The sequence below is a fragment of the Microbacterium croceum genome, assembly GCF_023091245.1.
Classification (GTDB): Bacteria; Actinomycetota; Actinomycetes; order Actinomycetales; family Microbacteriaceae; genus Microbacterium; species Microbacterium croceum.
On the sequence record NZ_JAHWXN010000001.1, the window covers coordinates 264,892 to 291,184 of the forward strand.

A 26,293-nucleotide genomic window follows, 5' to 3' on the forward strand; every position below is an offset into this window, starting at 1 on the left:
TTCAGTCAGCGAGGTCCGAGATGATGCAGATCTCCGAGGTCATGCGAGACGAACCACTCAGGCGCGCACCGCACGGGCGTGCTGCACCTCGCCGCGCAGCACCACGGTGCGTGCGGGCTGGGCATCGCCGCCGATGCGCTCGAGCAGCATGCGCGCCGCCGTGACGCCCATGTGCCGGGCAGGAAGGCGCACCATCGTGACCGCGGTCGGCGACAGCGTGGTGAACGGCAGCGAGCCGACCACGGCCACCCCGATCTGCGGCGGCGTGAGCCCCCGCTCGGTGAGCACCTGGATCGCCCCGACGCCGATGAGGTTGTTGCCGGCGACGACGGCATCCGGCGGCTCGGGGAGGTCCAGCAGCTCCTCCATCGCCGCGCGGGCCCCGTCGACGCGGAAGGTCGCGAAGCGCTGCAGCGCGCCGAGTTCGGCGGGCGAGGCGGCGGGCAGCTCGGCAGCGGCGAGTGCGGACCGCCACCCGGCCGCACGGTCGGCGGCGGTGTCGATGTCCTCAGGTCCGCCGATATAGGCGATGCGCCGGTACCCGGCCTCGATCAGCGACTCGGTCGCCGCGACGCCCGCCGCCCTGTTCGCGATCACGACGCCGTCGATGTCATAGCGGGTGGCCCGGTCGACCGCGACGACGGGACGCCCGGTCGAGAGGATGGCATCGAGACTCGTCGCCTCGGATGCCGTCGCGATGATCACGCCCGACATGTGCTCGGCGATCGCGATCTGCAGGTACGTCGCCTCTTTCTCGGTCTGCGAGTCGGAGTTGCACAGCACGACCGAGTACCCGGCCTCCGAAGCGACATCCTCGACTCCGCGCGCCATCTCGGTGAAGTACGGGTTCTCGATGTCGGGGATGACCAGGGCGATGACCTCCGAGCTCTGCGTACGCAGGGAGCGCGCTGTGCGGTTCGGGGTGAAGTTCAGCTCGGCAGCGGCCTTGCGCACCGCGGCGACCTTCTCCGCCGAGACACTGGTGCCGTTGAACACCCGCGAAACCGTCGCCGGCGAGACGCCCGCGCGTTCCGCGACATCGTAGATCGTCGTCATGGGCACTCACTGTAACCGATTTCAGTGCGACCGAGGAGGTCTTATCACGCAGGAGCGGACATCGGATCTGACATGCTGGAGACATGGAATCGGAGTCGCACGCAACGGAGGGCGACGCCCGTAAGCGACTGACGAAGGCGCAGAGCTCCGCGACGTCCTCGGCTCTCCGGATCACGCAGGCGCTGGGCGGCATCATCGCGCTGACCGGCCCGCAGCCGCCGGCGAATCAGCCGCTGTGGCGACGCGTCGACGTGTTCGCGCGGGCGGATCTCGGCGAGGTCATCCGCCCGGGAGCGCAGAAGGACATCGCCGACTCCCTCCGCCTTCTCGTGTCCCTGCACAACCGGCTCACCGATACGCGATGGACGCTCCCGACGGCTCACGATTCCGCGGGACGCAGCATCCTCACCGGTCACGGCCGCGGAGTGACCACCACCACATCGACCACGACGGCGACCACGATCGAGTCGGTCGAGCTCCTCGCCGACGTCTTCCGCACGGTCGCCGACTCCCTCGAATCCCTCGACACCCGGCTGACCGCACAGACCGTGTTCACTGCGCCGCTGCCGATCTCGATGCGCGCGTACGTCCGAGAGATCCAGGCCGCCACCGCCCGCGTCTCCACGCAGCCGGATGAGGCCTGGACGTGGGAGTCGCACCTCGACGCCGACTGACGGCACGCGCACCGACCTCAGGTCAGGCGACTCGGGCATCCTCCTCGGCCGTGACGGCGATGTGCTCCTGCAGCCGGGCGAACACCGCATCCAGGCGTGCGCGCCCGTCGTCATCCAGGGCGGGCAACGGGGCGCGGCAGTCGCCCAGCGGCACCGAGAGGCGCCCGCCGAGATACTTGGCCGCACCGAAGACCCCGACCTCGACCATGCCCTCGACCGTGTCGTTGATGCGCACCTGCACCGCGCGCGACCCCTCGAGGTCTCCCCGCGCGAAGCGACGGCGCAGCGAGAGGAACAGCTCGATCTGCAGGCTCACGGTGGTGCCGATCGCCCCGCGGGCCCCGATGGACAACGCCGGCAGGTAGAACTCGTCGAACCCGTTCACGAGCGTGAGGTGCGGGTAGCGGCGGATGATGCGCTCGGCTCCGTAGAGGTTGCGCGAGGTGTGCTTGACGCCGACCACCTGCGACAGCGCGAGCAGTTCGTCGAAGCCGCCCTCGGAGATGTCGCGTCCGGTGAACTGAGGGATGTTGTAGAGCACGAAGGGCAGGTCGACGGCATCGATCACGGAGCGGAAGTGCCGCACCACATCGGAGGTCGAGTAGCCGTAGTACAGCGGCGGGATCATGGAGATCGCCGCGACTCCTGCATCCTTCGCGGCGGCGGCGATGCGAATCGCCTCACCGGTCGACATGGCGCCGACGTGCGACACCACGGGCACCCGCCCCGCAGCCGCGGTCACCGCGGTCTCGGCGACGGCGATGCGCTCGTCCTCGGAGAGCAGCACGCCCTCCCCCGACGACCCGCACACGTACAGGCCCTCGACCCCGCGGCGGATGTCGCTGTCGAGCATCGCGCTCAGCGCCGTGTGATCGATGCTCTCGTCGGCGCGCATAGGGGTGACGGCCGCCGTGAAGAGGCGGTCGCCCAGCACGTCGGTCACCATGCGGTCCACCCTCCGTCGACGACCACGTTGGACCCGGTCATGTACGCCGAGGCGTCGGAGGCGAGGAACACCAGGGCGCCGTTGTATTCGTCGGCCTCGGCCATGCGGCCGATCGGCATGCGCTCGATGTAGTTCGCCTGGAACTTCGCATCCTGCGTGTCACGGCGCACACCGGAGGGAGTGAGCGTGTTGACGCGGATGCCCGCACGCCCCCAGTACGTGGCGCAGTAACGCGTGAGGTTGTACAGCCCCGACTTGGCGGCCGAGTAGGCGACCGGCTTGATGAACGGGATGCCGGTGTCCTCGGCCTTGTAGGCGTAGATGTCCTGCACCGGCGAGACCATGCCGTAGATCGAGCCCACGTTCACGATCGACCCTCCGACGCCGGCATCCCGCATCCGCCGCCCTGCGGCCTGCGTCACGAGGAAGGTGCCGACGAGGTTGGTGTCGACGACCTCGCGGAACACCTCCACCGGGAACTCCTCGAACGGTCCCGACACCTCGGGCGGGGCGCTGGGCTGCGTGTCGAGTCCGGCGTTGTTGACGACCACGGTCGGCACGCCCCAGGTCGCGAGCACCCGGTCGAAGCCGGCATCCACGCTCGCCTGGTCAGTGATGTCCATCGCGACCGCCAGCAGCCGGCCGTCGGGGTCGTCGAGTCCGAGGCGGCCGGCCGGGTCGGCCACCTCGCTGCGGGAGGTGACGGCGACGCGGGCACCGCGTTCGTGCAGCGAGCGCACGAACTCCGCGCCGATCTGGCCGAAGCCGCCGGTGACGACCACCACCTTGTCTCGCACGGAGAACAGCGGATCGAGTACTTCAGACATAGAGGAGAACTCCAGATTGCAGGGCGTTCAGCCCTTGACGGATCCTGCGGTGAGGCCGGAGACGATGCCCCGCTGTGCCCACAGGAAGAAGATGATGGCCGGGAGCGCGAACAGCAGCGCGCAGAACATGACCACGTTCATCGGCGTGTAGAACTGGCCGAGGAACGACGACAGCCCCACGGATGCCGGCCACAGGTCGGACGACGAGATGAACGTGTTCGCGAACATGAACTCGTTCCAGCCGTCGAAGAACGCGATGACCGCGGCGGCCGCGATGCTCGGCATGATGAGCGGCAGCACGATCGTGGTCAGGATGCGCAGACGCGAGCATCCGTCGATGCGCGCCGACTCCTCGATCTCGTAGGGGATCTTGTCGATGCCGCTCTTGATGATGAACATGGCGACCGGCATCACGAACGCGGTGTCGGCGAGCACGAGGCCCCAGTGGCTGTTCAGCAGTCCCGCCCCGGCGAAGATCGCGTACAGCGGCACGATGATGAGCGCCTCCGGCAGCATCTGCGTGCTGAAGAAGATGAACCCGGCGACGCCGCGTCCGTGGAACCGGTAGCGGCTGAGCGCGTAGGCGGCCATCGTCGCGAGCACCAGGCTGAGGATCGTGGTGCCGGCCGCGATCACGAACGAGTTGCCGAGCCAGCGGAAGATCGGGATGTCCGAGAGGAAGCCGCCCCACTGGCCGATGTTCTGGAACTCGGGGATCAGCGGCTGGCTGCCTCCGTACAGCGACGACTCGGTGCCGAGCGAGGTGCCCAGCATCCAGTACACCGGGAAGCCGGCGAACACCACGAGCAGCGTGATGAGCACGGCCTTGCCGAGGCTGCCGAACTTGGCGGCGACGCCACGACGACGCGGCAGATCGGTGGGGATGCGCATGGTGGTCATCGCTGGCTCTCCTGACGTTCCTGGATCTGCTCGACGATGAAGTAGACGACCGTCACCAGCAGTGACAGCACGAGCCCGAGGGCGCCGATCGCCGCGGCTCGGCCCAGGTTCTGGTCCTGGAAGGCGGTGCGGTAGACGTTCACGACCAGCGTGTTCGTCACATCGAGCGGACCGCCACCGGTGATGAGGAAGATGATCTCGAAGCGCCGGATCGACCAGATCGTCATGAGCAGGGTGATCACGCGCAGCGTGGGCATGAGGTGCGGCAGGGTGACGGCGAGGAACGACTGGAACCGCGTGGCCCCATCGACCCAGGTCGCCTCGCGCAGCTCCTGCGGCACGCTCTGCAGCGCGCTCAGCATGACGAGCATCACGAGCGGGGTGAGCTTCCAGACCGTGGCGAGCGTCACGGCGAACAGCCCGTATTGCGGATCGACCAGCCACCCGTGCTGGCCCATGCCGAGCGCGGCGGTGGTGCGGTTGAGGATGCCCTGCTCGTTGTTGTAGATCCAGACGAAGATCAGTGCCGCGGCCACCGTCGGCACCGCCCACGGGATCGTGGCGATCGCGCGGATGATGCCGCGGCCCTTGAAGGCGGTGTTCAGCAGCAGGGCGACCGCGGTGCCGATGCCCACCGAGAAGACGACCGTGAACAGCGTGTACAGCAGGGTCGTGACGACCGAGGTCCAGAACTTGTCGCTGGAGAGCAGGTACTCGTAGTTCTCGACGCCGACCGGCTTGCCGCCCGCGGGGTTCACGAGCTTGGTCGCGGTGAACGACAGCATCAGGCCACGGATCAAGGGGAAGACCGTGAAGACCGCGAGGTACACGATCGCGGGGAAGAGGAAGAGGTAGGCGCCGTTGCGCTCGATGAAGCGCCCGACGGCTCCGCTGCCTCGCGGCCGCTTCGACGGCGCAGCGCGAGGCGCCGACCGAGGCGCCTCGAGTGTGCGGGTGACCATGCTGAGGTCCTTTCAGGAGTGGGGGCGAGGGGCGGGACGGGGGTTCCCGCCCCTCGGATGCGCAGTCGGGTCTGCGCTGCTCAGCCGAGTTCGGCTTCGAGGGACTTCTGCACCTCGGCGAGCGTGCTCTTCACGTCGCCGCCGTTGACGCGCAGGTCCTCGACCGCGGTCAGCACCTCGCGCCAGATCGGCTTGCTCTCGGTCTCGAACCCCTCGACGAGCGTGGACTTCGAGGTCTTCGCGGCCTCGAGGAACTGCGTGGCCCACGGGTTCTTGGCGAGGAACTCGGCGTCGGGCTCGACGTCGGTCGCCATGGCGGAGGCGCCGAGACCGGCGCGGATCGCCGTCTGGCCTTCTTCGCCCAGTACCCAACGGACGAAGTCCTTCGCGGCCTCGACGTTGTCGCTGTTCGCGTTGACGGCGATGATGAGCTGCGAGTTCGATCCGGCGTTCGCGAGCGGGAGCGGGGCTGCGCCCATGTTCTCGCCGTTGACGACGTTGTCGGGGTTGCTGGTGATGGTGGTCGCGACGCCCGAGTTCTCGAACAGCATCCCGACCTGACCCTGGCCGAACTTGGCACGGAAGGTCGAGGCGTCGTCGCCGATCGGTGCGACACCGGATTCGAAGGTCTCGAGGAACGCCTCGACGGCCTCGACATTCTCGGCCTTGTCGATCGTCAGCTTCTTGCCGTCGCTGAGCTCGCCGCCGAATCCGTAGATCCAGTTGGCCATCTCGAGCGTCCAGCCATCGATCTCGGCGGTCTGGTGACGACCCGCGAATCCGGCGATGCCGAGCTCGCTCTTGATGGTCTCGGCCGTGGTGAGGAACTCCTCGAACGTGGTCGGGACCTCGAGGTCGAGCTGCGCGAAGATGTCCTTGTTGTAGATGACCGTGTTGTAGGTCGGGCGCTCCCAGTTGAAGCCGTACTGGCCGTCCTGGAAGAAGCCGGCCTCGTTGGTGTTGTTGAGGCTGTCGCCGAGCTCGTCGGCGATGTCGTCGAGCGGCTCCAGCACGCCGGCGTCGACGAGCGACGCGAACTGGCTGTCCTGCAGGACCATGACGTCGGGACCGCCGCCCGCGCCGAGTTCGGTACTGAGCTTGTCGGCGTAGTTGGCGAACGGGATCTCGACCTTGGTCAGCTCGATGTCGTCGTTCGGGCCGGTGTAGCCCTTGACGGCATCCCAGATGATCGGACCCTTGCCGTCTTCCAGGAACTGCCAGTTGGAGAACGTGAGCTCTCCCCCGGCCTCTGCGCCGTCACCCGCGCCACCGGATGCGGAACATCCAGCGAGGGCGAGGGCGGCGACGGCGGCGATACCGGTCATCCGCAGTGCACGAGCACGGCGAGACGGGTGTGCGTGGTTCAACTTCACTGTTCACTCCTTTGGGCAGCAAGTTCTTTGCGACGATGCAGTCGATTTCGCGGTCGGGTTCGTGAAATCGATTTCGCTACCGTAACCCGCCTGTTTGAGCGGTGTCAAGCAAAAATGGTTACGTAACTATTCTGATATCTGAAACCTATCGCATGCCGAGCAACGCTGCGGCGGGTGCCCGGCTCGTCCGGGTTCGGAGTTCTGCGGAATCACGGATGCCGCGGGCGCGAGGCATCCGAGATCCTGCAGATCTCCGCAGCCTCGCTACGATGTGCTGGTGCTCGCATCGCCCGGGATCCTCTGGCTGACTCTCCGGCTTCCACCGTCTGAGAAGGATCGGGCCGATGAGCTCGCTGCTCTTCTCGCGTCACTCCGCGTTCCTGCCGCCGTGCGTCACAGCACCATGAACGACACGGGCACGTTCGCACTCATCCCCAGCGACGGCGACACCACGATCCTCACGGTTCCGGACGAGTACGCGCCAGCCGTCACCTGGCGGGGGATCCCCCTCGACGATGTCTGCTCCGTGCTGAGGCAGCGGTTCGGGCCCGAGATCAACCTCGACGGAGAACTGCTCCTTCCCGATGCGGACCATGCGCACCCGGACTCGGATACCGAGACGAGCCCGACAGCCTCCATCGACGCCATCGCCTGGACCATCCGGAAGGAGCCGGAGTTCATCGCGATGCTGGGCGCGCGATGCGGCATGAGCTTCGACTCGGTCGACGCGGGTGATCTGGGGCGTGCGCTGCGACCGCACCTCGACACGGATCGTGGCACCGCTCTCGACAGCGGGCTCTGGGCGATGACCGACGGGATAGCACTGTGGCGCCGAGGCTCGGAATGCGCCGCGGTGTTCATGGGCCGGCGTCGGCCGAACATCGCGTCATGGCACAGCCCGTGGGTTCGGTCGGATCCGAGCAAGCCGGGGCAGACCGTCGATGGCGCCCTGGTGCGCACATGGCTCGACGAGGTCATCCCTCCCGACGGTGAAGTCAACGCGTGGATCGCGCACTTCGAACTCGACTCCACGGATGCGGGCCGCCTGCGCGCGCTGTTCCGCCGTGAAGCGGACGACGGAATCCTCGACGAACTGTTCGACATCCTCTCCCTCGACACGGCCTGCCTGGATCTGGTCCGCGATGTTCCCGATCTCGACCTCGAGGTGATCGAGGCGCGCGACGCCCGCGAGCAGTTCCACGACGGGATGCGCGCGGAGATCGATGCCGTCGGCTCACGCCCGGCCGGCTTCCGCCACCGGCATCCGCGCGTGTGGCTCACGATCTCACTCGTCGCGATCCTCATCCTCGCCGGATTCTCGATCACCGGCCTCGCCGGCGGCAGGATGACCGCTCTCCTGCCCGGAATCGTCGCCCTCGTCTGGACGGCGAGCCTGTTCGTCGACCGCGCTGCCGCACAGGCGAAGGCTCTCGTCACCGACGACGACCTCCCGGACGGTCTCGCCGACTGAACCCGCGGGTGGTTCGGAGTTCTGCGGAATCACGGATGCCGAGGGCGGAAGGAATCCGAGATTCCGCAGATCTCCGACGCATCGCGGGCGGGCCCCTCCCGAGTACGCTGAGGGGATGCCAGAGTGGTCGCAGACGGTCCCCGCCGCAGTGCGGCGCGAGCAGATCGTGTCGATCATCGAACGCCAGGGCTTCGCCCGCGTGCAGGAGCTCAGCCGGGCACTCAGCGTCTCCGAGGTCACGGTGCGCAGCGACCTCGATCTGCTCGCCGAGGAGAACATCATCCAGCGCGTGCACGGCGGCGCGATGTCGGGCATCAAGTCGACGGCGCACTCCCCCGACTACGAACGCGCACTCACCCGGGCGGTCACCGAGAAGCGGCGGATCGGCAACGCGGCCGCGGCGCTCGTCGAGAGCGAGATGGCGATCCTGCTCGACGCCGGCACCACGACCCTCGCCCTCGCCCGCGCGCTGCGCGCCAGGGAGGATCTGCGGGGCGTGGTCGTCTTCACCAACTCGCTCACGATCGCTCTCGAGCTGGGTGTGGCGGAGCCGCACCACATCACCGTCGTGGTCACCGGCGGAACCGTGAGCTACAAGCAGCGCTCGCTGATCGACCCGCTGGGCGACATGTTCCTCGGCTCGGTGCACAGCGACCTGTGCTTCATCGGATGCAACGGGGTCTCGGTCACCGGTTTCACGAACTCGAGCCTCCCCGAGGTCACGATGAAGCGTCGCTACCTGGACTCCGCGGCCCGCCGCATCGTGGTCGCCGACAGCTCCAAGATCGGCAAGAGCCAGATGATCCAGGTCGCGCCGCTCGACCGCATCGACACGCTCGTGACGGGCGTCGAAGCGCCTCCGGGCGAGCTGGAGGCGCTTCGAGAGGCCGGTTTGACGATCGAGCTCGCCTGAGCCGGATCATCGCCGTCACGGCCCCGACCTGATCGGGATCAGGCCCGTCCGGATGATCCAAACTCGCGCATCCGCTGCGCGACCATGGCACGGAAGCCTCCGATCGCCGGGCGCAGCTGCTCGCTCGGCTCGACCACGGCGGGATTCTCCTGCAGGAAGCGTCGCAGCTCCGCGCTCCAGGCGAGGTGGGAGTCGGTGCCCTGGTTGATCTTGCGGATGCCGGCGGCGACGCCCTGCGACTTCTGCGCCGGGGAGATCCCGTAGGAGGGGCGCACCTCCCCGCCGTGCGCGTTGATGACCGAGACGGCATCAGCCGGTACCGAGGAGGAGCCGTGCAGCACGAGGAACGTGTCGGGCAGGCGGCTCTTGATCTCCGCGATGAGCTCGAGCCGCAGACGCTGGCCACCCGCGGCATCCGTGAACTTGACCGAGCCGTGGCTGGTGCCGACGGCCACGGCGAGCGCATCCACCCCGGTCTGCGCCACGAACTCGACCGCCTGATCGGGGTCCGCGAAGACGATCTCCTCGACGATGCCGCTGACCCCCGCCTCCGCGCCGCCGATCGTGCCGAGCTCGCCTTCGACGCTCACCCCGGCCGGCGCTGCGGTGTCGACGACTCGTCGGGTCGCCGCCACGTTCTCGTCGAACGAGGCCGGCTCGTCCGTGTCGGTCGATCGGGACGCATCGATCATGACGCTCGTGAACCCGTGGTCGATCGCGCGCACGCAGTCGTCGTAGGTGCGGCCGTGGTCGAGGTGCAGCACGGCCGGCACCTCGGAGTACTCCTCGACCAGGCCGCGGAGCCGCGTCCACCAGCGTGACTCGTCGTCATAGGCCGACATGCCGGCGATCGACTGCACGATCACGGGCGAGCGTTCGGCCTCTGCGGCATCGAGCACCGCGATGGCCTGATCGATGCTCGACACGTTGAAGGCGCCGACGGCGTACTCGCCCGCTTCGGCCTCGGCGAGCGCGGCCCGCAGCGTCTGAAGGGTCATCCCGAGCCTCAGAGCGACTCGGTGATGCCGAGGGTGTCGTAGTCGAGCACGATCGGGGTGTCGGTGAGAGCGCGGGCGTAGGCCTGCACCTTCGCGGCGGACTCCACGGCCACGCTCGTCTTGAAGGCGTCGCGCAGGTTCGGCCCCACGGTGAGCAGACCGTGGTTGGCCCAGACGACCGCATTCAGGTCGCCCATCGCGTCGCACATGTGCTCTCCGAACTCGGTGTTGTTGCTGAGCTCGAACGGCATGATGGGCACGTCGCCCTTGGTGTAGATCACCATGTTGACCAGGGTGCCCAGGATCGGGGAGCCGACGACGCCCCAGACGTTGGAGTAGATGGGCTCGGAGTGCACGATCGCATTGACGTCGGGGCGGCGCTTGTAGACCGCCATGTGCACGGTGACCTCGCTCGACGGGCCGAGGCGCCCCTCGATCAGTTCGCTGTCGCCGTTGACCAGGACGATGTCCTCCGGCGTCATCTTGTCGTACTCGAGATCGGTGGGCGTGATGAGGAAGCGGTCCTCGACTCCGGGCACGCGGATGCTGATGTTGCCCTGCGTGTTGAAGTTGAGGCCGTATTCCATCGAGCGCAGGCAGTAGTCCAGGATCTCCCTCTTCGCGGCGGCGATGTCGAAGTCGACCTGCAGCGTGGTCTCGGTCATGTCATGTTCTCCTTCTGATGGGGCTGGGGTTCGTGTGGCTGAGGTCGTGCGGTCAGATGCGGGGCGAGGGATCGGGTCGCCTCGTACAGCGCGATGTAAGCGGCACGCTGATCCGCGTACCACTCGGCGAAGGTGTCGTCGACACCCGCTGCGAGTCCGTCGGGCTCGAGCCGCAACGGCGTCGGGTCTGCGCCGATGCCGCGGAGTGCGAGCATCGCGGCGCCTCGGGCCGAGGCATCCCGCCCGACCGGACTGAGCGCCGCTCCCGCAGCCGCAGCGCGGGCGGCGAGCGCATCCGCGTTCTCCGCTCCTGCCCCGGTGACCGAGAGGTCGGACACCTCGACTCCGTGCGCGCGCAGGGCAGCGATGATCTTGTGGAACTCGAATCCGGCCGCCTCGACGACCGCGCGGGCGATTTCCGGCACTGTGGTGTCGAGGGTCAGTCCGTGGATCGTGCCGCGTGCGGAGGGGTCGTTGTCGAGCGTGCCCGAACCGGCGAGGTACGGCAGCACGAGCAGCGCGGGAGGCGTGTCGGCGAGCGCTCCGAACACGTCCGCGACCTTGCGGTTCAGCAGACCGGCGAGCCATTCGAGCGCCCACCCGCCCGCCGCAGTGCCGGCGAGGGTCACCCACACCTCGTCGTCGAGGCGATAGCTCGCGAAGCCGGTGGCCCCGAGCCCTTGGGGGCGCACGCGCGAACCGACGGTGAGGCAGTCGCTCGACCCGAGCGCGATCACCGAGCGCACCCCGGGCTCTCCCCCAGCACCGAGGAACGCGGCGGCCTGGTCGTGCGTGCCCGCCACCAGCGGGGTGTCTGCTGCGACGCCGAGAGCATCCGCGGCCTCCGCGCGCACCTGGCCGATGACGCTGCCGGACGCGACCGGGATCGGCAGGCTCTCGGCCCGCACCCATGGCGCCGAGGCTGCGGCGGCACTCAGGATCTCCGCGCTCCACTCCCCCCTGTCGACATCGAGGATGCCGGTGCGCGCCGCCTGACCCAGGTCGATCGCGGCGATGCCGCTCCACCGTTCGGCCAGCAGGTCGCCGACGCAGCGGTAGCCGGCGGCATCCGCCCAGGCGGGGTCTCCGGCCATGATCTTGAACAGCGAGAACATGCCGTGCAGAGGCTGACCGGTGATCGCGGTGAAGCGGCCCTCTCCCAGGATCTCGCCGACCGCGGCGGCGGCCGCGGTTCCGCGGGTGTCCATGCTCACGGCGACCCGCGCCACGGGCGCGCCGGCCTCGTCGATCGGGACAACAGCTTCGCCGAGAACGCTGAAGCCGATCGCCTGCACCGGATCGCCGGCGACGGTGGCCTGGTGCGCGGCACGGCGGACCACGTCTTCCGCCGCCGTGATGATCTCCCCGGCCTCCAGCTCCACGCGGCCGGTGCCGTCGCGCAGCAGCGTGAGCGCCGCGGAGGCGGAACCGCGCACGTCCCCGCTGGTCGAGTAGGCCACGGCACGCACGCCGCTGGTGCCGAGGTCGAGTCCGATGACGCTCACTTGATCGCCCCCGACAGTCCGTTCACCAGGTACTTCTGGATGAAGAGGAACAGCAGCACCACCGGGATCGAGATCAGCACCAGGATCGCGAAGAGAGCACCCGGCTGCGAGAGGTACATGCCCCGATACGCGAGCGGCACGAGCGTGAGCGGCTTGAGGGCGTTGTCGCCCAGCGTCACCAGCGGCAGCAGGAAGTCGTTCCAGCTCATCATGGTCTGCCACACCGCGACCACCGCGAGGGCGGGCTTGCCCAGCGGCAGGTAGATGCGCCAGAAGATCTGCCACGCGCTCGCCCCGTCGAGTCGTGCGGCCTCGTAGGTCTCGAGCGGGATCGCGAGGTAGGACGTACGGATGATGATCACGGCGAACGGCAGTCCGAGCGCGGTGTAGACCAGCACCAGACCGAGGAGGTTGTTGTAGAGCTGCATCGACTGCAGAATCCGGAAGGTCGCGACCACGATGCTCGACATCGGCAGGATGAGCGCGAGGATCAGGATGCCGAAGATCAGCGCCTTCAACGGCACGCGCAGCCGGGCCAGCGCGAACGCGGTCATCGATCCGAGCAGGCACACCAGGAGCACGGAGGGCACGGTGATCAGGAGGCTGTTGAGCAGATGCAGCAGGATCGGGTTCTGTGCCCAGATCGTGAGGTAGTTCTTGATGCTGAACTCCTCGGGGAAGATCCCGAAGAACTGGGTGCCCGGGTTGTTCGGCGGCATCATCGACAGCCCGATCACCATGACGATGGGCACCAGCCAGAGCACCGAGAGCGGGATGAGCACGACGTGGAGCCAGCCCACGCGGCGCCCAGGGGCACCATGCCGGGAGCGGGTCTTCGCCGCCTCCTTCGGGACGATGAGGTTGCGGGTCTCGTTCATCGCGGTCATTTCTCGTCTCCTGTGATGAATCCGGCGCCGAACACCCGCACCATCGAGAGGGAGCTCACGACGGCGATCACGAGCAGCACCACACTGATCGCCGAGGCGTAGCCCACGTTCTGCAGCTGGAAGGCCTCAAGGAACGCGAAGGTCGGCAGCATCTCGGATGCATGGTTGGGACCGCCCTGGGTGAGCACGTAGACGAGCTCGAAGGTCTTGAGTGAGCCGATGATCCCGAGCAGCACGAGCGAGAGCGTCGTGGTCTTCAGCAGCGGGAAGGTGATCCGCACCATGGTCTGGAAGCCGTTCGCCCCGTCGATGCGCGCTGCCTCCATCAGGCTGGGATCGATCAGCTGCAGCCCCGCGAGGTAGAAGAGCATCGAGAACCCGGTCCACATCCACACGTTCACGAAGATCACGGCGAAGATCGCGGTCTGCGGATCGGCGAGGTAGTTGCCGCCGAGGAATTCGAGGCCGGTGGCCTTGCCGATGGCGGTGAGCACGCCGTTGAACGGGTCGAGGATCCGCTGCCAGACGATGCCGACGACCACCGGCGAGAGGATCGCGGGGATGAAGAAGATCGCCCGGTAGATCGTGCTGCCCCGCAGCCCCTGGTTGAGGGCGACAGCCAGAAGGAAGCCGATGACCCCCTGCGGGATGATCGTCAGGACGATCCAGAAGGCCGAGTTGCGGAGGGTGATGAGGAACGTCGGATCCTGGAACAGCTCCAGGTAGTTGTCGATCCCGACGGGGGTGCCGACGTTCACGCCGTCCCATTGCAAGGTGCTCGCCTGCACGTTGTAGAAGATGGGGTAGACGACGAATACGCCGAAAAGGATGAGGGTCGGGGCCAGGAAGGCCAGTCCCACCAGCCTTTCTCTCGTCAGGGTCTTCATGCGCGCTCCTCTCAGGCGGGGTTCGGGGATGGCGCCCCGAACCCCGCACGAATCCGGTTGTTACAGAGTGTCCTGGACAGCCTGTACGGATTCCGCTGCTTCCTGCGGAGTGGCGTCACCGGTCGCGATCGCGGCCAGAGCGTCGGCGACCGCCTGGTCGAGCTTGGGCGACTCGAAGTAGCGCGACCACTTCACCTGGGGCAGCCACTCGTCGACGAAGAGGTTCCAGATCTGCTCCTGCTTCTCGCTCGTGAACTTCTCGGGAGCGAGGCCGGTGACGGCGGGCACGTCGTTCATCGTGTTGACGAGCTTCTGCGCGGCCGAGCCGGCGATGAAGTCCGTGAGCACCTTGCACGCGAGCTCGGGGTTGGCGGTGTTCTTCGAGATGCCGAGGCTCACGTCGATGCCGCCGACGAACTGCGACTCGGCAGCCCCTCCGGGGATGGTCGGGAACAGGAACGGCTCGTAGCCGGCCATGCCCTCCGAGAGCGGCGGGATGTCGGACTTGGTCGGGTCCGACTGCTGGATCCACCAGGCGCCGAGCGGGATCATGGCGGCGTTGCCCGCCTCGAACTGGTTCACGGCGGAGGGGTAGGCGTCGAGACCGATCGCGCCGTCCTGGGCGATGCCGTCGGAGAAGAGCTTGCCCCAGTATTCGAATGCCTTCACGATCGCGGGATCCGTCCAGTCCGTGGTGCCGTCCTCCGCCTCGTACACGGTGCCGGGAGAGACGTTGTTGGCGATCTGCAGGAAGACCACGTTGCGCAGCCAGGAGTCCTTGGCGGGGAGCAGGAAGGGCGCGGCGTCGCCCCCGCTGAGGTCCTTCGTGGTCTGGACGAGTTCATCCCACGTCTTCGGAACACTCAGGCCCGCGGCATCGAAGATCTCGGAGTTGGCCCACAGGTTGACGGTCTGGGTGAGGATCGGCAGCGAGTAGAAGTTGTCGTCGCCCTCGGGGTTGCCCATCCGGGCCTGCTCGATGCCGATCGGGTAGAACTTGCTCTGCCAGTCATCGCCCCAGGTCTCGGCAGCGCAGTCCTGCAGCGGCATCAGGTTCTCGCGGTACTGCTGCGTGAGCGCTCCGGGCTGCAGGCCGAGCACGTCGGGCATGGTGTTCGAGCTCGCGCGGCTCTGCAGGTCGACGAGGTACTCCGGGTAGTTGAAGATCGTCGCGTCGATCTTCGCGCCCTCGTTCTCGGCTTCGAAGGCGTCGATCATCTGGCGCGTGGTCTGTTCGATCGGGCTCCACGAACGGAACGTGATCGCGTCCCCCGACGCATTGCCCGATTCCACCGGTGCTGCGCCGCCGGCGCAGGCGGTGACCCCCAGCGCAGTGATGACCGTGGCCACCCCTGCCAGGCTCCTCTTGAGCTTCATCTGCAATCCCCTTACTTCGCTGTAAAAGTCCGCGGCGGATGCCGGCTGCGCTCAGTTTAGGTTTATTTGCGTATTGAGAGCGAGGATTACGGGGCAGCTCGCTGAAAGTCTTGCTCCTTTTGTGTTTTCATATGCTTCGGCTTGCGTAAACGAAAGACAGAGGCCTCCGGCGGGCCGAAATGTCGCGACCTCGCGGTTTCCCTTCCGCAACACCCCGGAAACGACGGATGCCGCGGGGTGTCCCCCACGGCATCCGAAGTTGTGCCCGCCGACCCGGGCCAGCCCGCTCAGCGGTGTGCGGCCACGACCTCGGCGACGGCGGTGCGCTCGGCATCCGTCGGATCCGCGATCGCCATGCGGCAGTAGGTGTCGACCACGTCGAGCACGCGGTACGCCTCCTTCATGCGTGCCATGTCGCCGCCGATCAGCGACACCACGGCGTCGACCGCGACCTGCGCGTGAGCGATCGCGGCGGCATCCCCCGTGCGTCCGGCATCCGCGAGGGCACGGAAGGGCTTGGGCGTGACCGACGAGACCCCCGAGATCACACCCTGCGCACCCGCGGCGACGGCGGCGATCAGGTCGCGGTCGGCGCCGGTGTAGAGCTCGAAGTCCTCCGGCACCACGGCGCGGTAGGCGGCGATCTCGTCGAGTGAGAGCTCGCTCACCTTGGCGCCGACGATGCCGGGCAGCGCGGCCAGGCGCACGAGCAGTTCCGGAGACACCGGGTTGCCACTGCGGGCGGGGTAGATGTAGACGTACATCCGCCCGTCGCCGACGGCCTCCGACAGCGCGCGGTAGTACTCGAAGATCGAGTCGTCCGTGGACTTGAGGTAGTACGGGGTGAGGGCGGCGAACTCGGTCGCCCCCAGCTCGCGGGCGATGCGCGTGAGCCGCACGGCCTCGAAGGTGCTGGGCTGACCGACGTGCACGATCACGCGCATCCGATCCGCCAGCTCCTCGAGCGCCGCCTCGACCAGCGCCGCGAACTCGACCGCGTCGACCGCCGGGAACTCGCCCGTCGTCCCGAGGATGAAGGCGCCCTCGTTGCCCGACTGCCCGACGAAGCGGAAGATCGCCCGCGAGCCCTCGAGGTCGAGGCTCCCATCGCGGTGGAACGCGGTGGGGACGGCGGTCAGGATGTCGTAGCGGGTCACTTCTCGTTCTCCTTGGAGTTCTTGCGCGCCTTGCGGGTCGCACGGGCAGATGTGTCGACGCTGCGGACCGTCGAGGTCAGCAGGTCGGGGTTCGCGGCGAGCTCGTCGTGGGCCTTCTCGATCTGCACGATGCTCTCGTCGGGCAGGATCGAGTCCTCGAGCGAGGCACGCTGGTCACGGGGCTTGCGGGCGGCGCGGATCGCGGGCATCACGATCGACAGCACCGCGAGGGCCAGCAGCACGAGGGCGATCGGGCTCACGACCTCGAAGAACCCACGCGTCGGCAGGATCGCGAGCGTGCGGGCGAGGTTCTCCTCGGCGAGCGGGCCGAGGAGCAGACCCAGCACCACGGGACCGGCCGGCACCTGCATCCGCTTGAGCAGCACGCCGATCACACCGAAGACCAGCATCGTGACCACGGTCGAGAGGCTGTTCGAGGTGGCGTAGGTGCCGATGATGCAGAAGATCAGGATGCCGCTCCACAGGTACGGCTGCGGCACGTCGAGCAGCTTCACCATGCCCTTCATGCGCACCAGGCTCAGCGCGAGCGACAGGATCGTGGCGACCAGCATGATGCCGACGATCGAGACGACGAGGTCGGGGCGGTTCGTGAACAGCGTCGGGCCGGGGGTGATGCCCCAGATGATCATCGATCCGATCATGACCGCCATGACCGAGTCGCCGGGGATGCCGAGCGCCATGGTCGTGGTGAGCGATCCGCCGAGCGTGGCACTGGAGGCGGTGTCGGAGGCGGCGACGCCCTCGATCGATCCCTTGCCGAACATCTCGGGGTGCTTCGACACCTTGCGGGCACGCTCCCACCCGATGAGTCCGGCGATGTCGCCGCCGGCTGCGGGGATGAGCCCGACGCCGAGGCCGACCGCGCCGCCGACCGCCGTGGCGCGGCCGCTCTGCTTCAGCTCGGACCGGTTCGGCCACCAGCGGCCGAGGCTCGAGATGGGACGCACGTTCGACGTGCGGTACGTGAGCAGCTGGTCGAACAGCTCGGCGATGCCGAAGAGACCGATGATCACGGCGATGAAGTTCACGCCCTCGACCAGTTCGAGCACGCCGAAGGTGAAGCGCTGATCCGCGGTCGCGGCGTACGTGCCGACCGTGCCGAGCATGAGGCCGAAGAGTCCGGCCAGGATGCCCTTGAGCATCGACTTCGACGAGATGCCGATCATGATCGAGATTCCGAACACGACCAGCGCGAACAGCTCGGGCGACTTGAAGTAGTCGCGGGCGAAGCTGGCGATCGGCACGGCGGCGACCGAGAACAGCACGAGCGAGGCGAGGATGCCGACGGCCGAGACGATCGCGGAGATCGTCAGCGCGAGGCCGGCCCTCCCCTGCTTGGCCATGGGGTATCCGTCGAGGGTGGTCGCGATGGAGGCCGGAGTGCCCGGCGTGTTGATGAGGATCGAGGGCACCCGGTCGCCGAAGTTCGCGGCGACGTAGATCGTCAGCAGCACCGCGAGGCCCTGCACGGGTTCCAGTGTCATCGTGAAGCCGGCGGCGAGGGCGACCGCCATGGTCGCGGTGATGCCGGGGAAGGCTCCCACCATGAAGCCGAGCACGAGGCCGACCAGCATGTAGAGCAGGATCGAGATGTCGAGGAGCGAGTTCAGCCCCTCCATGAGCGCGTTCACAGGGGAATCCTCAGGAGCATGCCGAACACGACGTAGACGAACGCCGTGACGGAGGCGGAGTAGATGATCAGGCTCAGCCAGCGACGGTGGCCGTAGAGGAGCATGAGGGCGGCCATCAGGAGAGCGGCGGCGACGGGGAAGACCTCGATGCGGTAGCCGAAGAGGATGACGGTGCTGAGCGACCACACGGCGATGAAGGCGCCGGTGATGGCGAGCGTGGCGATGACGCGGACGTAGCCGCCCGGCTGGATGCGCTCGAGGTCTTCTCGGGTGGGCGCAGGGCGGGTGAGCGCGATGGCGAGCAGCGCGATCGCGACGACGACGCCGGTGATGCCGATCACGAGCGGCCAGAACCGGGCGTCGATCTGTCCGGGGGCTACTTCCCGGCGCAGCGAGATCTGCGTGGTGAGGAACAGGTAGCCGGCGGTGAACGCCAGCGCGACGACGGCGAAGGCGATCTCCAGGCGCCGCGAGGCGGGGGCGCCCTGGTACTGGTCCTGCCCTGCGGTCTCGACCGGGGTCTCGGAGGGGGACATGATGCTCCTTGCGTGAACGGAGTGCGAGTCGCGCTGCGGGGCCGGCGATGAGTCCGGCCCCGCAGCGTCGGAGTCTCGGCGCTCAGCCCAACAGGTCCTTGAACAGCGTGAACTGCTCGTCGACGAAGGTGGTCCACTCGGCGGAGTCGCGGTAGACGACCAGGTTGCCCGCGTCCTTCTGGAACTGCTGGTAGGTGTCGGACTCGACGGCTTCCTTGACGGCGGCCTCGAGCTCGCTCTTCACATCGTCCGGCAGACCCTTCGGGGCGTAGATGCCGCCCCAGCCGCCGAACACGACGTCTTCGCCGATGGCCTCGTCGACCGTGGGCACGTCTTCTGCGTCGGGGTGCCGCTCGTCGTTCATGACGGCGAGGATGCGCACGGCCTCGCCCTGCGCGAGCGCCTCGCCGAGTCCGGAGACGGCGGCGACGGTCTCGCCCGAGGCGGCAGCGGCGACCGCGGTCGCACCACCGTCGTAGGGGACGGGGGTGAAGGTGGCGTCGGTGGCGGTGCCGAGGCCGACGGTCGCGGCCTCCCAGATCGAGCCGGCGCCGGAGTTCGCGACCGTGACGGCTCCGGACTTCGCCTGAGCGACGAGGTCTTCCAACGACTCGATGCCACTGTTCGCACCGACCGTGATGACACCCGGCGCGAGCATGATCTGGCCGAGCAGGTCGAAGTCCTCGGGGAGCACGTTGGCGCCCTGCGTGGTGTTCAGCATCGCGATCTCGACGGGGGCGAAGCCGATGACGTAGCCGTCCGGGTCCTGCGCGCCGACGTACTCCATCGCGAGCGCGCCGGCGGCACCCGGCATGTTCTCGGGGATGATGCTGACGCCGAGGATCTTCTCGAGCTCGGTGGCCAGGGCACGCGACGAGAGGTCGGAGCCTCCGCCGGGGTTGGCCTGGATGATCAGGCGGATGTCGCTCTCGGGGAAGGTCGACGCGGCGTCCTCGCCCTCTTCGACCTTGGTGCAGGCCGAGACGATGAGAGCGGTGGCTGCGAGGGCGGCGATCGCGGCGGCCGCCCGGGTGATGCGCTTGCGGGGCATCTTTGCTCCTCTACGTGGGTCGACCGTGTTGTCGACACCGCGAGGCTATCAGTGTTGACTGTTAACAGTCAACACTGTCTCAGTGCGCGGGCCGGTCTTCGAGCTCGCTCAGCATCCGATCGCGCGCACCGTCGAGGTGCGCCGTGAGCACCTCCGCCGCCTGCTCCGGCGTGCCGCTGCGCATCACGTCCATGAGCTTCACGTGGTCGCCCGAGGACTCGTGCAGATCCTCATCGTGGTTGATGGTCACCTCGAGGAGTGCGGTGAACGTCGGCAGGTATTGCGCCCATGCGCCTTCCAGGCGCGGATGATCGGCGAGCGCATAGATCTGCGAGTGGAACTCGAGGTCGGCAGCCACGAACGCGGCGTGATCACCCGCGTCGGCCGCCGCCCCCATGCGCCCCACCGCAGCGGCCATCGGCGCCCAGCGCGCGGCATCGTCGACACGCATGGCCCGCGAGAGCGCGAGCTGCTCGAGCGCGCCGCGCAGGCTGTAGAGCTGATCGACGTCGTCCTGCGTGAGGCCGACGATGTACACACCGCGCGGACGCTGTACCTCGATCAGCTTCTCGAAGCTGAGCTGCGTGAGGGCGTCGCGGATCGGACCGCGGCTCACGGCGAACTCCTCGGCGAGCGCCTCCTCGGTGATACGGGCCCCCGGCGCGAGCTCTCCACGCACGATACGGTGCCTGAGCACCTGAGCCACTTGGGCTCCGAGGGATTCTCCGCGCTTGACAGTCTGCGTCACGGCGACCTCCTGTTGACTGTTGACAGGATACACACGTCGCCGCTGCGGGGCAGGATACGGGTTCAGCGACCGCCGCGCGGGCTCCAGAGCACGACCTCGGTCGAGCGGCGCAGACGTCGTCCGCTCGGCATCGGCACGACGCCGGATGAACCGGCGGCGAACACCCGCACGCCGGGACGGTTCTCCCGTTCGGAGCGCACGGCGGCTTCGAGCTCGGCGACGCGGCGGCGGAGCATCCGGTTCTCGTCTTCGAGGTCGAGCAGCCGCGCGATCGCGGGCAGGCTCACTCCCTCGGCCGAGAGCTGAGCGACCTGGCGCAGCTGCTCGATGTTGCGGGTGGAGTAGCGGCGCGAACCGCCCGACGTGCGACCGGGCACCACCAGCCCTATGCGGTCGTACTGGCGCAGGGTCTGCGGATGCATGCCCGCGAGCTCGGCCGCGGCGGCGATCGCGAACACCGGGGTGTCGGCATCCATGCGGCGTTCAGCCATGGCCCTCCACCTCCTGCCCCGGTGTCGCGTTCATCATCGCCGCGCCTTCGCCATCAGCTCGGCCCGCGGGTTCTCCGTGGGCTCGAGCGCCTGGTACTTCTCCAGCGCTTCCCGGGCGGCATCATCGAGGTGCGAAGGCACCGCGACCTGCAGCTCGGCGAGCAGATCGCCGGTGCCCTTCGAGGTCTTGACCCCGCGTCCCTTGACGCGGAGCACACGCCCGGAGGGGGTACCCGGTGCGACACGGAGCTTGACCGTGTCGCCACCGAGCGTGGGCACCTCGATCGTCGCGCCGAGGGCGGCCTCGGTGAAGGTCACCGGGACCGTCACCCGGAGGTTCAGCCCGTCACGGGTGAACACCGGATGCGGACGCACCGAGATCTGCACGACGATGTCGCCGTTGTCCCCGCCGTCTGGCGAGGGGCGACCCCGGCCGCGCAGACGGATCTTCTGCCCGTCGGCGACCCCCGCGGGGATCTTCACCTTGAACGGCTTGCCGTCGTCACCCTGCAGCGAGATGGTCTCCCCCTGCACGGCTGTGGCGAAGTCGAGCGTGGTGCGCGCGGTGACGTCGGCGCCGCGCTGCGGACCGCCGTATCCGCGGAATCCGCCGGACGTCTGCCCGAACCGACCGGAGCCGAAGGAACCGCCCTGACCCTGGTTGAACATCGCGAAGATGTCCTCGAAGTCAGCGGCCTGTCCGCCACGACTCTGACCGAAGCGGCTGAAGACGTCTTCGAACCCGCCGGCACCCGAGCCGCCCGCCGTGAAGCGGGCGCCAGAGCCCATCGCGCGGATCTCGTCGTACTCCTTGCGCTGGTCGGCGTCGGAGAGCACCGAATACGCCTCGCTGATCTCCTTGAACGTGGCCTCGGCCTTGGCATCACCCTGATTGGAGTCCGGGTGGTACTTGCGCGCGAGCTTGCGATACGCCTTCTTGAGCTCAGCCTCGCTGACGTCCTTCGAGACCCCGAGGGTCTTGTAGAAGTCCTTGTCGAACCAATCCTGGCTAGCCATTGATCACCTACTCTGCAGGGACAGCGACGACGACCTTCGCAGGACGCAGCTCGACGTCTCCGAGGCGGTAGCCCACCTCGATGACCTCGAGGATCGTGGTCTTCTCGGCGCCAGGGGTGGGCTGCTGGAAGATCGCCTCGTGGCGCTGAGGGTCGAATTCCTCACCCTTCTCGCCGTACGAGACCACACCGAGGCGCTCCACGACCGCTCGCACCTTCTCGGCGATCGCCGCGAAGGGGGTGCCCTCCACGAGATCGCCGTGCTGATCGGCACGATCGAGATCGTCGAGCACCGGCACCAGGCCCTTGGCCGCCTCGCCCTTCGCGCGCTCGACCTCCAGCTGACGCTGGTCCTCGGTGCGGCGACGGTAGTTGGCGTACTCGGCCTGGAGGCGCTTGAGGTCGTTCAGCAGCGTCGACTCGAGGTCGGCGAGCACGGCATCCTCCGCAGCGGCTTCACCGGTCTGCGTCGCGCCGAGGATGTCGTCGACCGTGAGGTCGTCGTCAGAGCCCTCGGCCGCAGCGGCCTCGGTGGAGTCGGGGTTCTGCGGCGCGGGGCCGGATGCCTGAGCATCCGACCCCTCACCGTGAACCCCGCCCGCGTGCTGATCCTTGTCAGGCACTTCGTCGAAGTTCTTGTCCGTCATGATTACTTCTTGTCTTCTTCGTCGTCGACGACCTCGGCGTCGATGACATCCTCCTCAGAGGAGGCGCCATCGGCCGCGGGAGCCTCGCCGTCAGCCGGAGCCCCGGCTGCGGCATCCGCCTGGGACTGCGCGTAGATCGCCTCGCCCAGCTTCGTCTGCGACTCGTTGAGCTTGTCGAACGCGGTCTTCACGGCGTCGTCGTCCTCGCCGGCGAGAGCCGTCTTGAGGGCGTCGACATCGGCCTGGACCGACTCCTTGACGTCGGAGGGGAGCTTGTCCTCGTTCTCCTTGATCAGCTTGTCGATCGAGTAGGCGAGGGTCTCGGCCTGGTTGCGGACCTCGGCGGCCTCACGGCGCTTCTTGTCCTCGGCCGCATTCTCCTCGGCCTCGCGCACCATGCGCTCGATGTCGTCCTTGGACAGCGAGGAGCCGCCCGTGATCGTCATCGACTGCTCCTTGCCGGTGCCCTTGTCCTTGGCGGACACGTGCACGATGCCGTTCGCGTCGATGTCGAAGGTGACCTCGACCTGCGGAATGCCCCGAGGAGCCGGCGCGATGCCGGTCAGCTCGAACGTACCCAGCGGCTTGTTGTCACGCGTGAACTCGCGCTCGCCCTGGAAGACCTGGATCGCGACGGACGGCTGGTTGTCGTCGGCCGTGGTGAAGGTCTCGCTGCGCTTGGTCGGGATCGCGGTGTTGCGCTCGATGAGCTTGGTCATCATGCCGCCCTTGGTCTCGATACCGAGGCTCAGCGGGGTGACGTCGATGAGCAGGACGTCCTTGCGCTCGCCCTTCAGCACACCGGCCTGGAGCGCAGCGCCGACCGCGACGACCTCATCGGGGTTGACCCCCTTGTTCGCGTCCTTGCCGGTCTCGCGCTTGACGAGCTCGGCGACGGCGGGCATACGGGTCGATCCACCCACGAGCACGATGTGGTCGATGTCGGCGACCTTGATGCCGGCTTCGCGGATGACATCCTCGAACGGCTTCTTGGTGCGGTCGAGCAGGTCCTTGGTCAGGTCCTCGAACTTCGCGCGGGTGATGGTCTCGCTGAGCGAGACGGGGCCGGAGTCGGTGAGCGACAGGTACGGCAGGTTGATGCTGGTGCTGGTGGAGCTCGAGAGCTCCTTCTTCGCCTGCTCCGCCGCTTCCTTCAGACGCTGCAGGGCGATCTTGTCACCCGAGACGTCGACGCCCGTGGTCTCCTTGAACTGCTTGATCAGGTAGTCGACGAGGCGCTGGTCCCAGTCATCTCCACCGAGACGGTTGTCACCGGCGGTCGAGCGCACCTGGATGGTCGAGAAGTCGTCGTCCTTGCCCACTTCGAGCAGGGAGACGTCGAACGTTCCACCACCGAGGTCGAAGACGAGGATGAGCTCGTCCTCCTTGCCGCGGTCGAGACCGTAGGCGAGCGCCGCAGCGGTGGGCTCGTTGATGATGCGGAGCACGTTGAGGCCCGCGATCTCGCCGGCTTCCTTCGTGGCCTGACGCTCGGCGTCGTTGAAGTACGCCGGGACGGTGATGACCGCGTCGGTCACGGTGTCACCCAGGTACGACTCGGCGTCGCGCTTCAGCTTCATGAGGATGCGCGCGGAGATCTCCTGCGGCGTCCACTTCTTGCCGTCGATGTCGAAGCTCCAGTCGGTGCCCATGTGGCGCTTGACGGAAGAGATCGTGCGGTCGACGTTGGTGACGGCCTGGCGCTTCGCGGTCTCGCCGACGAGCACCTCGCCGTCCTTCGTGAATGCGACCACCGACGGGGTCGTGCGGAAGCCTTCGGCGTTGGCGATGACCTTCGGCTCGCCACCCTCGAGGACGCTGACGACGGAGTTCGTCGTTCCGAGGTCGATTCCCACAGCACGTGCCATGTGTTTTCTCCTTTGTTGAGGACGTTTGATCGGTTCAGAAACTTGCGGCGATCAGGGAAACCTGAGTCGCGATGACTCAACTGTACTCCGACCCTCGGATGCTGTCAAACAAAGTTGATATGAATTGGCTCAACTTTAGAACGGAGGCGCGATCGAGTCCCGGAACCTCACGGTGTTCGGCGGCTGCGGCCTGTCGACATAGGTTCGTCCGGCGGGACTCGTCCACGACAGAACCCCGCCGTCGAGGCGCTCCACGTGCCACGGGGTGTGATGCTTCAGCATGTGGTGTCGGCGACACAGGTGCGCGAGGTTCTGTTCCTGCGTCGCCCCGCCGAGCGCCGCATCGTGCGTGTGGTCGATGTCGCTCTCACTCGGAGACCGCCCGCACCCCGGGAATCGGCATCGCTGATCCCTGGCTCGGAGGTGCCGCCGCAAGCGCGCACTCGGTCGATAGCGATCCACCGCGAGGACGGATCCGTCGACAGGGTCGGTGAGCACCCGATCCCACCCGGATGCCGCACCCGCCAGCCGCCGCGCGGTGTCGATGTCGATCGGCACGCATCCGTCGAGTTCGGCGGCGACATCGTCACGCCCCACCATCGTCATCACGGGAATCGTCACGGAGATGTGAGCCGCGATGGCACTGAGCGCCCCCGCGTGCCCGTCATGTCCGGCAGGAGCACCGGTGAGCAACAGGTCGAGCGCGAGGTCGGCCCGGACCTGATCCACCGTGCGCCCGTCGACCGTCGCAGCGAGCGCATCGGGCTCAGCGGAACGACCGCCATCACGATCCGCGGCGTTCGCAGCCTTCACCGCGTCGGCCATGCCCGTCAGCCGATCGAACACCCCGTGCACCAGCGCGGCCGGGCCCAGCAGCCCCAGCTTCGCCATGCCGTCGGCCGCGTCCGTCACCCAGACGCCGCGCTGCTCGCGCGCATCGCGATGACGCTCGTCGAGCGACCGCGGCTGGAAGCGCTCGGCAGCGCGACGAGCCATCCGCCCCAGCCGGTTCGGGGACTCCACCTCGGCGAGGGCGATCATCTGAGTCGAGTAGGCGTCGCGATCATCCGCCGCATCGAGGTGCTCGGCCGCGTCGACGATCACCCTCGCATGAGCCGCACTGATGCGCCCGGAGCCCTGCGCCGCCCAGACCAGCGGAAAGCGGGTCACCAGCCAGTCGGCGTCGACCATGCGCCGCTGGATCGTGCGGTCGCTCATGCGCAGAGCAGTGGCCATCTCAGCCGCCACGGAGCGCGCCGTCATATCCGCTGCGTCGGGATGCTGCGCCTGATCGGCGACCTCGACCGCCCACCGCGAGCCCAGCGAGAGGATCCCATCTCGAGCCGCCTGCAGACTGCTGATCGTGCGCTCGACGGACTGCAGCAGGTCGACCAGCTCATCGAGCGTGGACACCTGCTCGCTCGTCGCATCCATCAGTGCCGTCATGCCCTCAGTACAGCAGGGGCCACCGACATTGGAATCCCTGATCAGAGAGCAAATCCGAAATACTGGCATACGGTTCGGAGTTCGGCGTCCTGCAGGTGTCGGAGGTCGACATCGATACCGTGGCGGACGAGGCATGCGGCCGTGCCGTTCGCCCCGCGGAACAATGGCCCCATGATCCGTGCCGTGCTCGTCGACCTCGACGGAGTGATCCGCCACGTCGCCCACGATCCCGGCCCATTC

The 26,293-nt window shown here is 67.7% G+C and carries 25 protein-coding genes; 3 read left to right on the top strand and 22 right to left on the bottom strand.

The features are described 5' to 3' along the window. Positions 1-57: 57 nt before the first annotated feature. The gene (locus KZC51_RS01185; RefSeq protein WP_247628195.1) at positions 58-1,056 is read right to left on the bottom strand and encodes a LacI family DNA-binding transcriptional regulator; all 999 of its coding nucleotides are present in this window, start codon (positions 1,054-1,056) and stop codon (positions 58-60) included. Between the two features lie 83 nt (positions 1,057-1,139). On the opposite strand from KZC51_RS01185, the gene KZC51_RS01190 reads away from it, so the two are divergent. Beyond that, on the top strand, positions 1,140-1,730 hold the full coding sequence (locus tag KZC51_RS01190; RefSeq protein ID WP_247628196.1) for a hypothetical protein: 591 nt from the start codon (positions 1,140-1,142) through the stop codon (positions 1,728-1,730). A gap of 22 nt (positions 1,731-1,752) precedes the next feature. Here the strand turns inward: KZC51_RS01190 and KZC51_RS01195 are convergent, their stop codons facing one another. The 5 genes from KZC51_RS01195 to KZC51_RS01215 form a co-directional block, all read right to left on the bottom strand. Further along, a complete protein-coding gene (locus tag KZC51_RS01195) occupies positions 1,753-2,676 on the bottom strand; it encodes a dihydrodipicolinate synthase family protein (RefSeq protein ID WP_247628197.1) in 924 nt (307 codons plus the stop codon). Beyond that, entirely contained in the window at positions 2,670-3,503 is an 834-nt protein-coding gene (locus tag KZC51_RS01200) for an SDR family oxidoreductase (protein ID WP_247628198.1), read from the bottom strand. Before KZC51_RS01200 ends, KZC51_RS01195 begins: the two co-directional genes overlap by 7 nt. A gap of 27 nt (positions 3,504-3,530) precedes the next feature. Continuing rightward, positions 3,531-4,403 (bottom strand): carbohydrate ABC transporter permease, encoded by an 873-nt coding sequence (locus KZC51_RS01205; RefSeq protein ID WP_247628199.1) that lies wholly within the window; start codon positions 4,401-4,403, stop codon positions 3,531-3,533. Further along, a complete protein-coding gene (locus KZC51_RS01210) occupies positions 4,400-5,365 on the bottom strand; it encodes a carbohydrate ABC transporter permease (RefSeq protein ID WP_247628200.1) in 966 nt (321 codons plus the stop codon). Before KZC51_RS01210 ends, KZC51_RS01205 begins: the two co-directional genes overlap by 4 nt. Before the next feature lie 80 nt (positions 5,366-5,445). After that, on the bottom strand, positions 5,446-6,738 hold the full coding sequence (locus KZC51_RS01215) for an ABC transporter substrate-binding protein (protein WP_247628201.1): 1,293 nt from the start codon (positions 6,736-6,738) through the stop codon (positions 5,446-5,448). 277 nt (positions 6,739-7,015) lie between these two features. Between KZC51_RS01215 and KZC51_RS01220 the strand changes: the two genes are divergently transcribed. Next, positions 7,016-8,209, top strand: a complete 1,194-nt coding sequence (locus tag KZC51_RS01220) for a hypothetical protein (RefSeq protein WP_247628202.1) — start codon at positions 7,016-7,018, stop codon at positions 8,207-8,209. A gap of 115 nt (positions 8,210-8,324) precedes the next feature. Beyond that, positions 8,325-9,122, top strand: coding sequence for a DeoR/GlpR family DNA-binding transcription regulator (locus KZC51_RS01225; protein WP_247628203.1), 798 nt, complete (start codon positions 8,325-8,327; stop codon positions 9,120-9,122). Between the two features lie 38 nt (positions 9,123-9,160). Here the strand turns inward: KZC51_RS01225 and KZC51_RS01230 are convergent, their stop codons facing one another. The 16 genes from KZC51_RS01230 to KZC51_RS01305 all read right to left on the bottom strand — a co-directional run bounded on the left by KZC51_RS01230 (position 9,161) and on the right by KZC51_RS01305 (position 26,053). Further along, positions 9,161-10,120: a ketose-bisphosphate aldolase gene (locus KZC51_RS01230; RefSeq protein ID WP_247628204.1), complete on the bottom strand. Its 960-nt coding sequence runs from the start codon at positions 10,118-10,120 to the stop codon at positions 9,161-9,163. 8 nt (positions 10,121-10,128) lie between these two features. Next, positions 10,129-10,785, bottom strand: a complete 657-nt coding sequence (locus tag KZC51_RS01235) for a class II aldolase/adducin family protein (protein WP_141873302.1) — start codon at positions 10,783-10,785, stop codon at positions 10,129-10,131. Next, the gene (locus KZC51_RS01240) at positions 10,782-12,290 is read right to left on the bottom strand and encodes an FGGY-family carbohydrate kinase (protein WP_247628205.1); all 1,509 of its coding nucleotides are present in this window, start codon (positions 12,288-12,290) and stop codon (positions 10,782-10,784) included. The genes KZC51_RS01235 and KZC51_RS01240 overlap by 4 nt, the downstream gene beginning before the upstream one ends. Further along, on the bottom strand, positions 12,287-13,177 hold the full coding sequence (locus tag KZC51_RS01245) for a carbohydrate ABC transporter permease (protein ID WP_247628206.1): 891 nt from the start codon (positions 13,175-13,177) through the stop codon (positions 12,287-12,289). Before KZC51_RS01245 ends, KZC51_RS01240 begins: the two co-directional genes overlap by 4 nt. Further along, on the bottom strand, positions 13,174-14,064 hold the full coding sequence (locus KZC51_RS01250; protein WP_247628207.1) for a carbohydrate ABC transporter permease: 891 nt from the start codon (positions 14,062-14,064) through the stop codon (positions 13,174-13,176). Before KZC51_RS01250 ends, KZC51_RS01245 begins: the two co-directional genes overlap by 4 nt. A gap of 60 nt (positions 14,065-14,124) precedes the next feature. Next, the gene (locus KZC51_RS01255) at positions 14,125-15,441 is read right to left on the bottom strand and encodes an ABC transporter substrate-binding protein (RefSeq protein ID WP_247628208.1); all 1,317 of its coding nucleotides are present in this window, start codon (positions 15,439-15,441) and stop codon (positions 14,125-14,127) included. Between the two features lie 287 nt (positions 15,442-15,728). After that, positions 15,729-16,598 (bottom strand): dihydrodipicolinate synthase family protein, encoded by an 870-nt coding sequence (locus KZC51_RS01260; protein WP_247628209.1) that lies wholly within the window; start codon positions 16,596-16,598, stop codon positions 15,729-15,731. Continuing rightward, positions 16,595-18,250: a tripartite tricarboxylate transporter permease gene (locus tag KZC51_RS01265; protein WP_247628210.1), complete on the bottom strand. Its 1,656-nt coding sequence runs from the start codon at positions 18,248-18,250 to the stop codon at positions 16,595-16,597. The genes KZC51_RS01260 and KZC51_RS01265 overlap by 4 nt, the downstream gene beginning before the upstream one ends. Next, a complete protein-coding gene (locus KZC51_RS01270) occupies positions 18,247-18,786 on the bottom strand; it encodes a tripartite tricarboxylate transporter TctB family protein (protein WP_247628211.1) in 540 nt (179 codons plus the stop codon). The genes KZC51_RS01265 and KZC51_RS01270 overlap by 4 nt, the downstream gene beginning before the upstream one ends. 82 nt (positions 18,787-18,868) lie before the next feature. Continuing rightward, positions 18,869-19,837: a tripartite tricarboxylate transporter substrate binding protein gene (locus KZC51_RS01275; RefSeq protein ID WP_247628212.1), complete on the bottom strand. Its 969-nt coding sequence runs from the start codon at positions 19,835-19,837 to the stop codon at positions 18,869-18,871. A gap of 79 nt (positions 19,838-19,916) precedes the next feature. Then, complete coding sequence (locus KZC51_RS01280) at positions 19,917-20,585, bottom strand: GntR family transcriptional regulator (RefSeq protein WP_247628213.1); 669 nt, start codon at positions 20,583-20,585, stop codon at positions 19,917-19,919. Between the two features lie 62 nt (positions 20,586-20,647). Continuing rightward, a complete protein-coding gene (locus KZC51_RS01285) occupies positions 20,648-21,076 on the bottom strand; it encodes a heat shock protein transcriptional repressor HspR (protein ID WP_247628214.1) in 429 nt (142 codons plus the stop codon). A gap of 33 nt (positions 21,077-21,109) precedes the next feature. Further along, positions 21,110-22,093 (bottom strand): DnaJ C-terminal domain-containing protein, encoded by a 984-nt coding sequence (locus tag KZC51_RS01290; protein WP_247628215.1) that lies wholly within the window; start codon positions 22,091-22,093, stop codon positions 21,110-21,112. A 7-nt stretch (positions 22,094-22,100) separates the two neighbouring features. Then, positions 22,101-22,739: a nucleotide exchange factor GrpE gene (locus tag KZC51_RS01295; RefSeq protein WP_247628216.1), complete on the bottom strand. Its 639-nt coding sequence runs from the start codon at positions 22,737-22,739 to the stop codon at positions 22,101-22,103. A 2-nt stretch (positions 22,740-22,741) separates the two neighbouring features. Further along, a complete protein-coding gene (gene dnaK / locus KZC51_RS01300; protein ID WP_247628217.1) occupies positions 22,742-24,607 on the bottom strand; it encodes a molecular chaperone DnaK in 1,866 nt (621 codons plus the stop codon). A 135-nt stretch (positions 24,608-24,742) separates the two neighbouring features. After that, entirely contained in the window at positions 24,743-26,053 is a 1,311-nt protein-coding gene (locus KZC51_RS01305; protein WP_247628218.1) for an HNH endonuclease signature motif containing protein, read from the bottom strand. Between the last annotated feature and the right edge of the window lie 240 nt (positions 26,054-26,293).

What these genes read in the sequence shown, in the direction of transcription:
- KZC51_RS01185 (WP_247628195.1), bottom strand. Translation starts at nt 1,056, where the DNA reads ATGACGACGATCTACGATGTCGCGGAACGCGCGGGCGTCTCGCCGGCG.
- KZC51_RS01190 (WP_247628196.1), top strand. Translation starts at nt 1,140, where the DNA reads ATGGAATCGGAGTCGCACGCAACGGAGGGCGACGCCCGTAAGCGACTG.
- KZC51_RS01195 (WP_247628197.1), bottom strand. Translation starts at nt 2,676, where the DNA reads ATGGTGACCGACGTGCTGGGCGACCGCCTCTTCACGGCGGCCGTCACC.
- KZC51_RS01200 (WP_247628198.1), bottom strand. Translation starts at nt 3,503, where the DNA reads ATGTCTGAAGTACTCGATCCGCTGTTCTCCGTGCGAGACAAGGTGGTG.
- KZC51_RS01205 (WP_247628199.1), bottom strand. Translation starts at nt 4,403, where the DNA reads ATGACCACCATGCGCATCCCCACCGATCTGCCGCGTCGTCGTGGCGTC.
- KZC51_RS01210 (WP_247628200.1), bottom strand. Translation starts at nt 5,365, where the DNA reads ATGGTCACCCGCACACTCGAGGCGCCTCGGTCGGCGCCTCGCGCTGCG.
- KZC51_RS01225 (WP_247628203.1), top strand. Translation starts at nt 8,325, where the DNA reads ATGCCAGAGTGGTCGCAGACGGTCCCCGCCGCAGTGCGGCGCGAGCAG.
- KZC51_RS01230 (WP_247628204.1), bottom strand. Translation starts at nt 10,120, where the DNA reads ATGACCCTTCAGACGCTGCGGGCCGCGCTCGCCGAGGCCGAAGCGGGC.
- KZC51_RS01235 (WP_141873302.1), bottom strand. Translation starts at nt 10,785, where the DNA reads ATGACCGAGACCACGCTGCAGGTCGACTTCGACATCGCCGCCGCGAAG.
- KZC51_RS01245 (WP_247628206.1), bottom strand. Translation starts at nt 13,177, where the DNA reads ATGACCGCGATGAACGAGACCCGCAACCTCATCGTCCCGAAGGAGGCG.
- KZC51_RS01250 (WP_247628207.1), bottom strand. Translation starts at nt 14,064, where the DNA reads ATGAAGACCCTGACGAGAGAAAGGCTGGTGGGACTGGCCTTCCTGGCC.
- KZC51_RS01255 (WP_247628208.1), bottom strand. Translation starts at nt 15,441, where the DNA reads ATGAAGCTCAAGAGGAGCCTGGCAGGGGTGGCCACGGTCATCACTGCG.
- KZC51_RS01270 (WP_247628211.1), bottom strand. Translation starts at nt 18,786, where the DNA reads ATGTCCCCCTCCGAGACCCCGGTCGAGACCGCAGGGCAGGACCAGTAC.
- KZC51_RS01275 (WP_247628212.1), bottom strand. Translation starts at nt 19,837, where the DNA reads ATGCCCCGCAAGCGCATCACCCGGGCGGCCGCCGCGATCGCCGCCCTC.
- KZC51_RS01285 (WP_247628214.1), bottom strand. Translation starts at nt 21,076, where the DNA reads ATGGCTGAACGCCGCATGGATGCCGACACCCCGGTGTTCGCGATCGCC.
- KZC51_RS01290 (WP_247628215.1), bottom strand. Translation starts at nt 22,093, where the DNA reads ATGGCTAGCCAGGATTGGTTCGACAAGGACTTCTACAAGACCCTCGGG.
- KZC51_RS01295 (WP_247628216.1), bottom strand. Translation starts at nt 22,739, where the DNA reads ATGACGGACAAGAACTTCGACGAAGTGCCTGACAAGGATCAGCACGCG.
- dnaK (WP_247628217.1), bottom strand. Translation starts at nt 24,607, where the DNA reads ATGGCACGTGCTGTGGGAATCGACCTCGGAACGACGAACTCCGTCGTC.
- KZC51_RS01305 (WP_247628218.1), bottom strand. Translation starts at nt 26,053, where the DNA reads ATGACGGCACTGATGGATGCGACGAGCGAGCAGGTGTCCACGCTCGAT.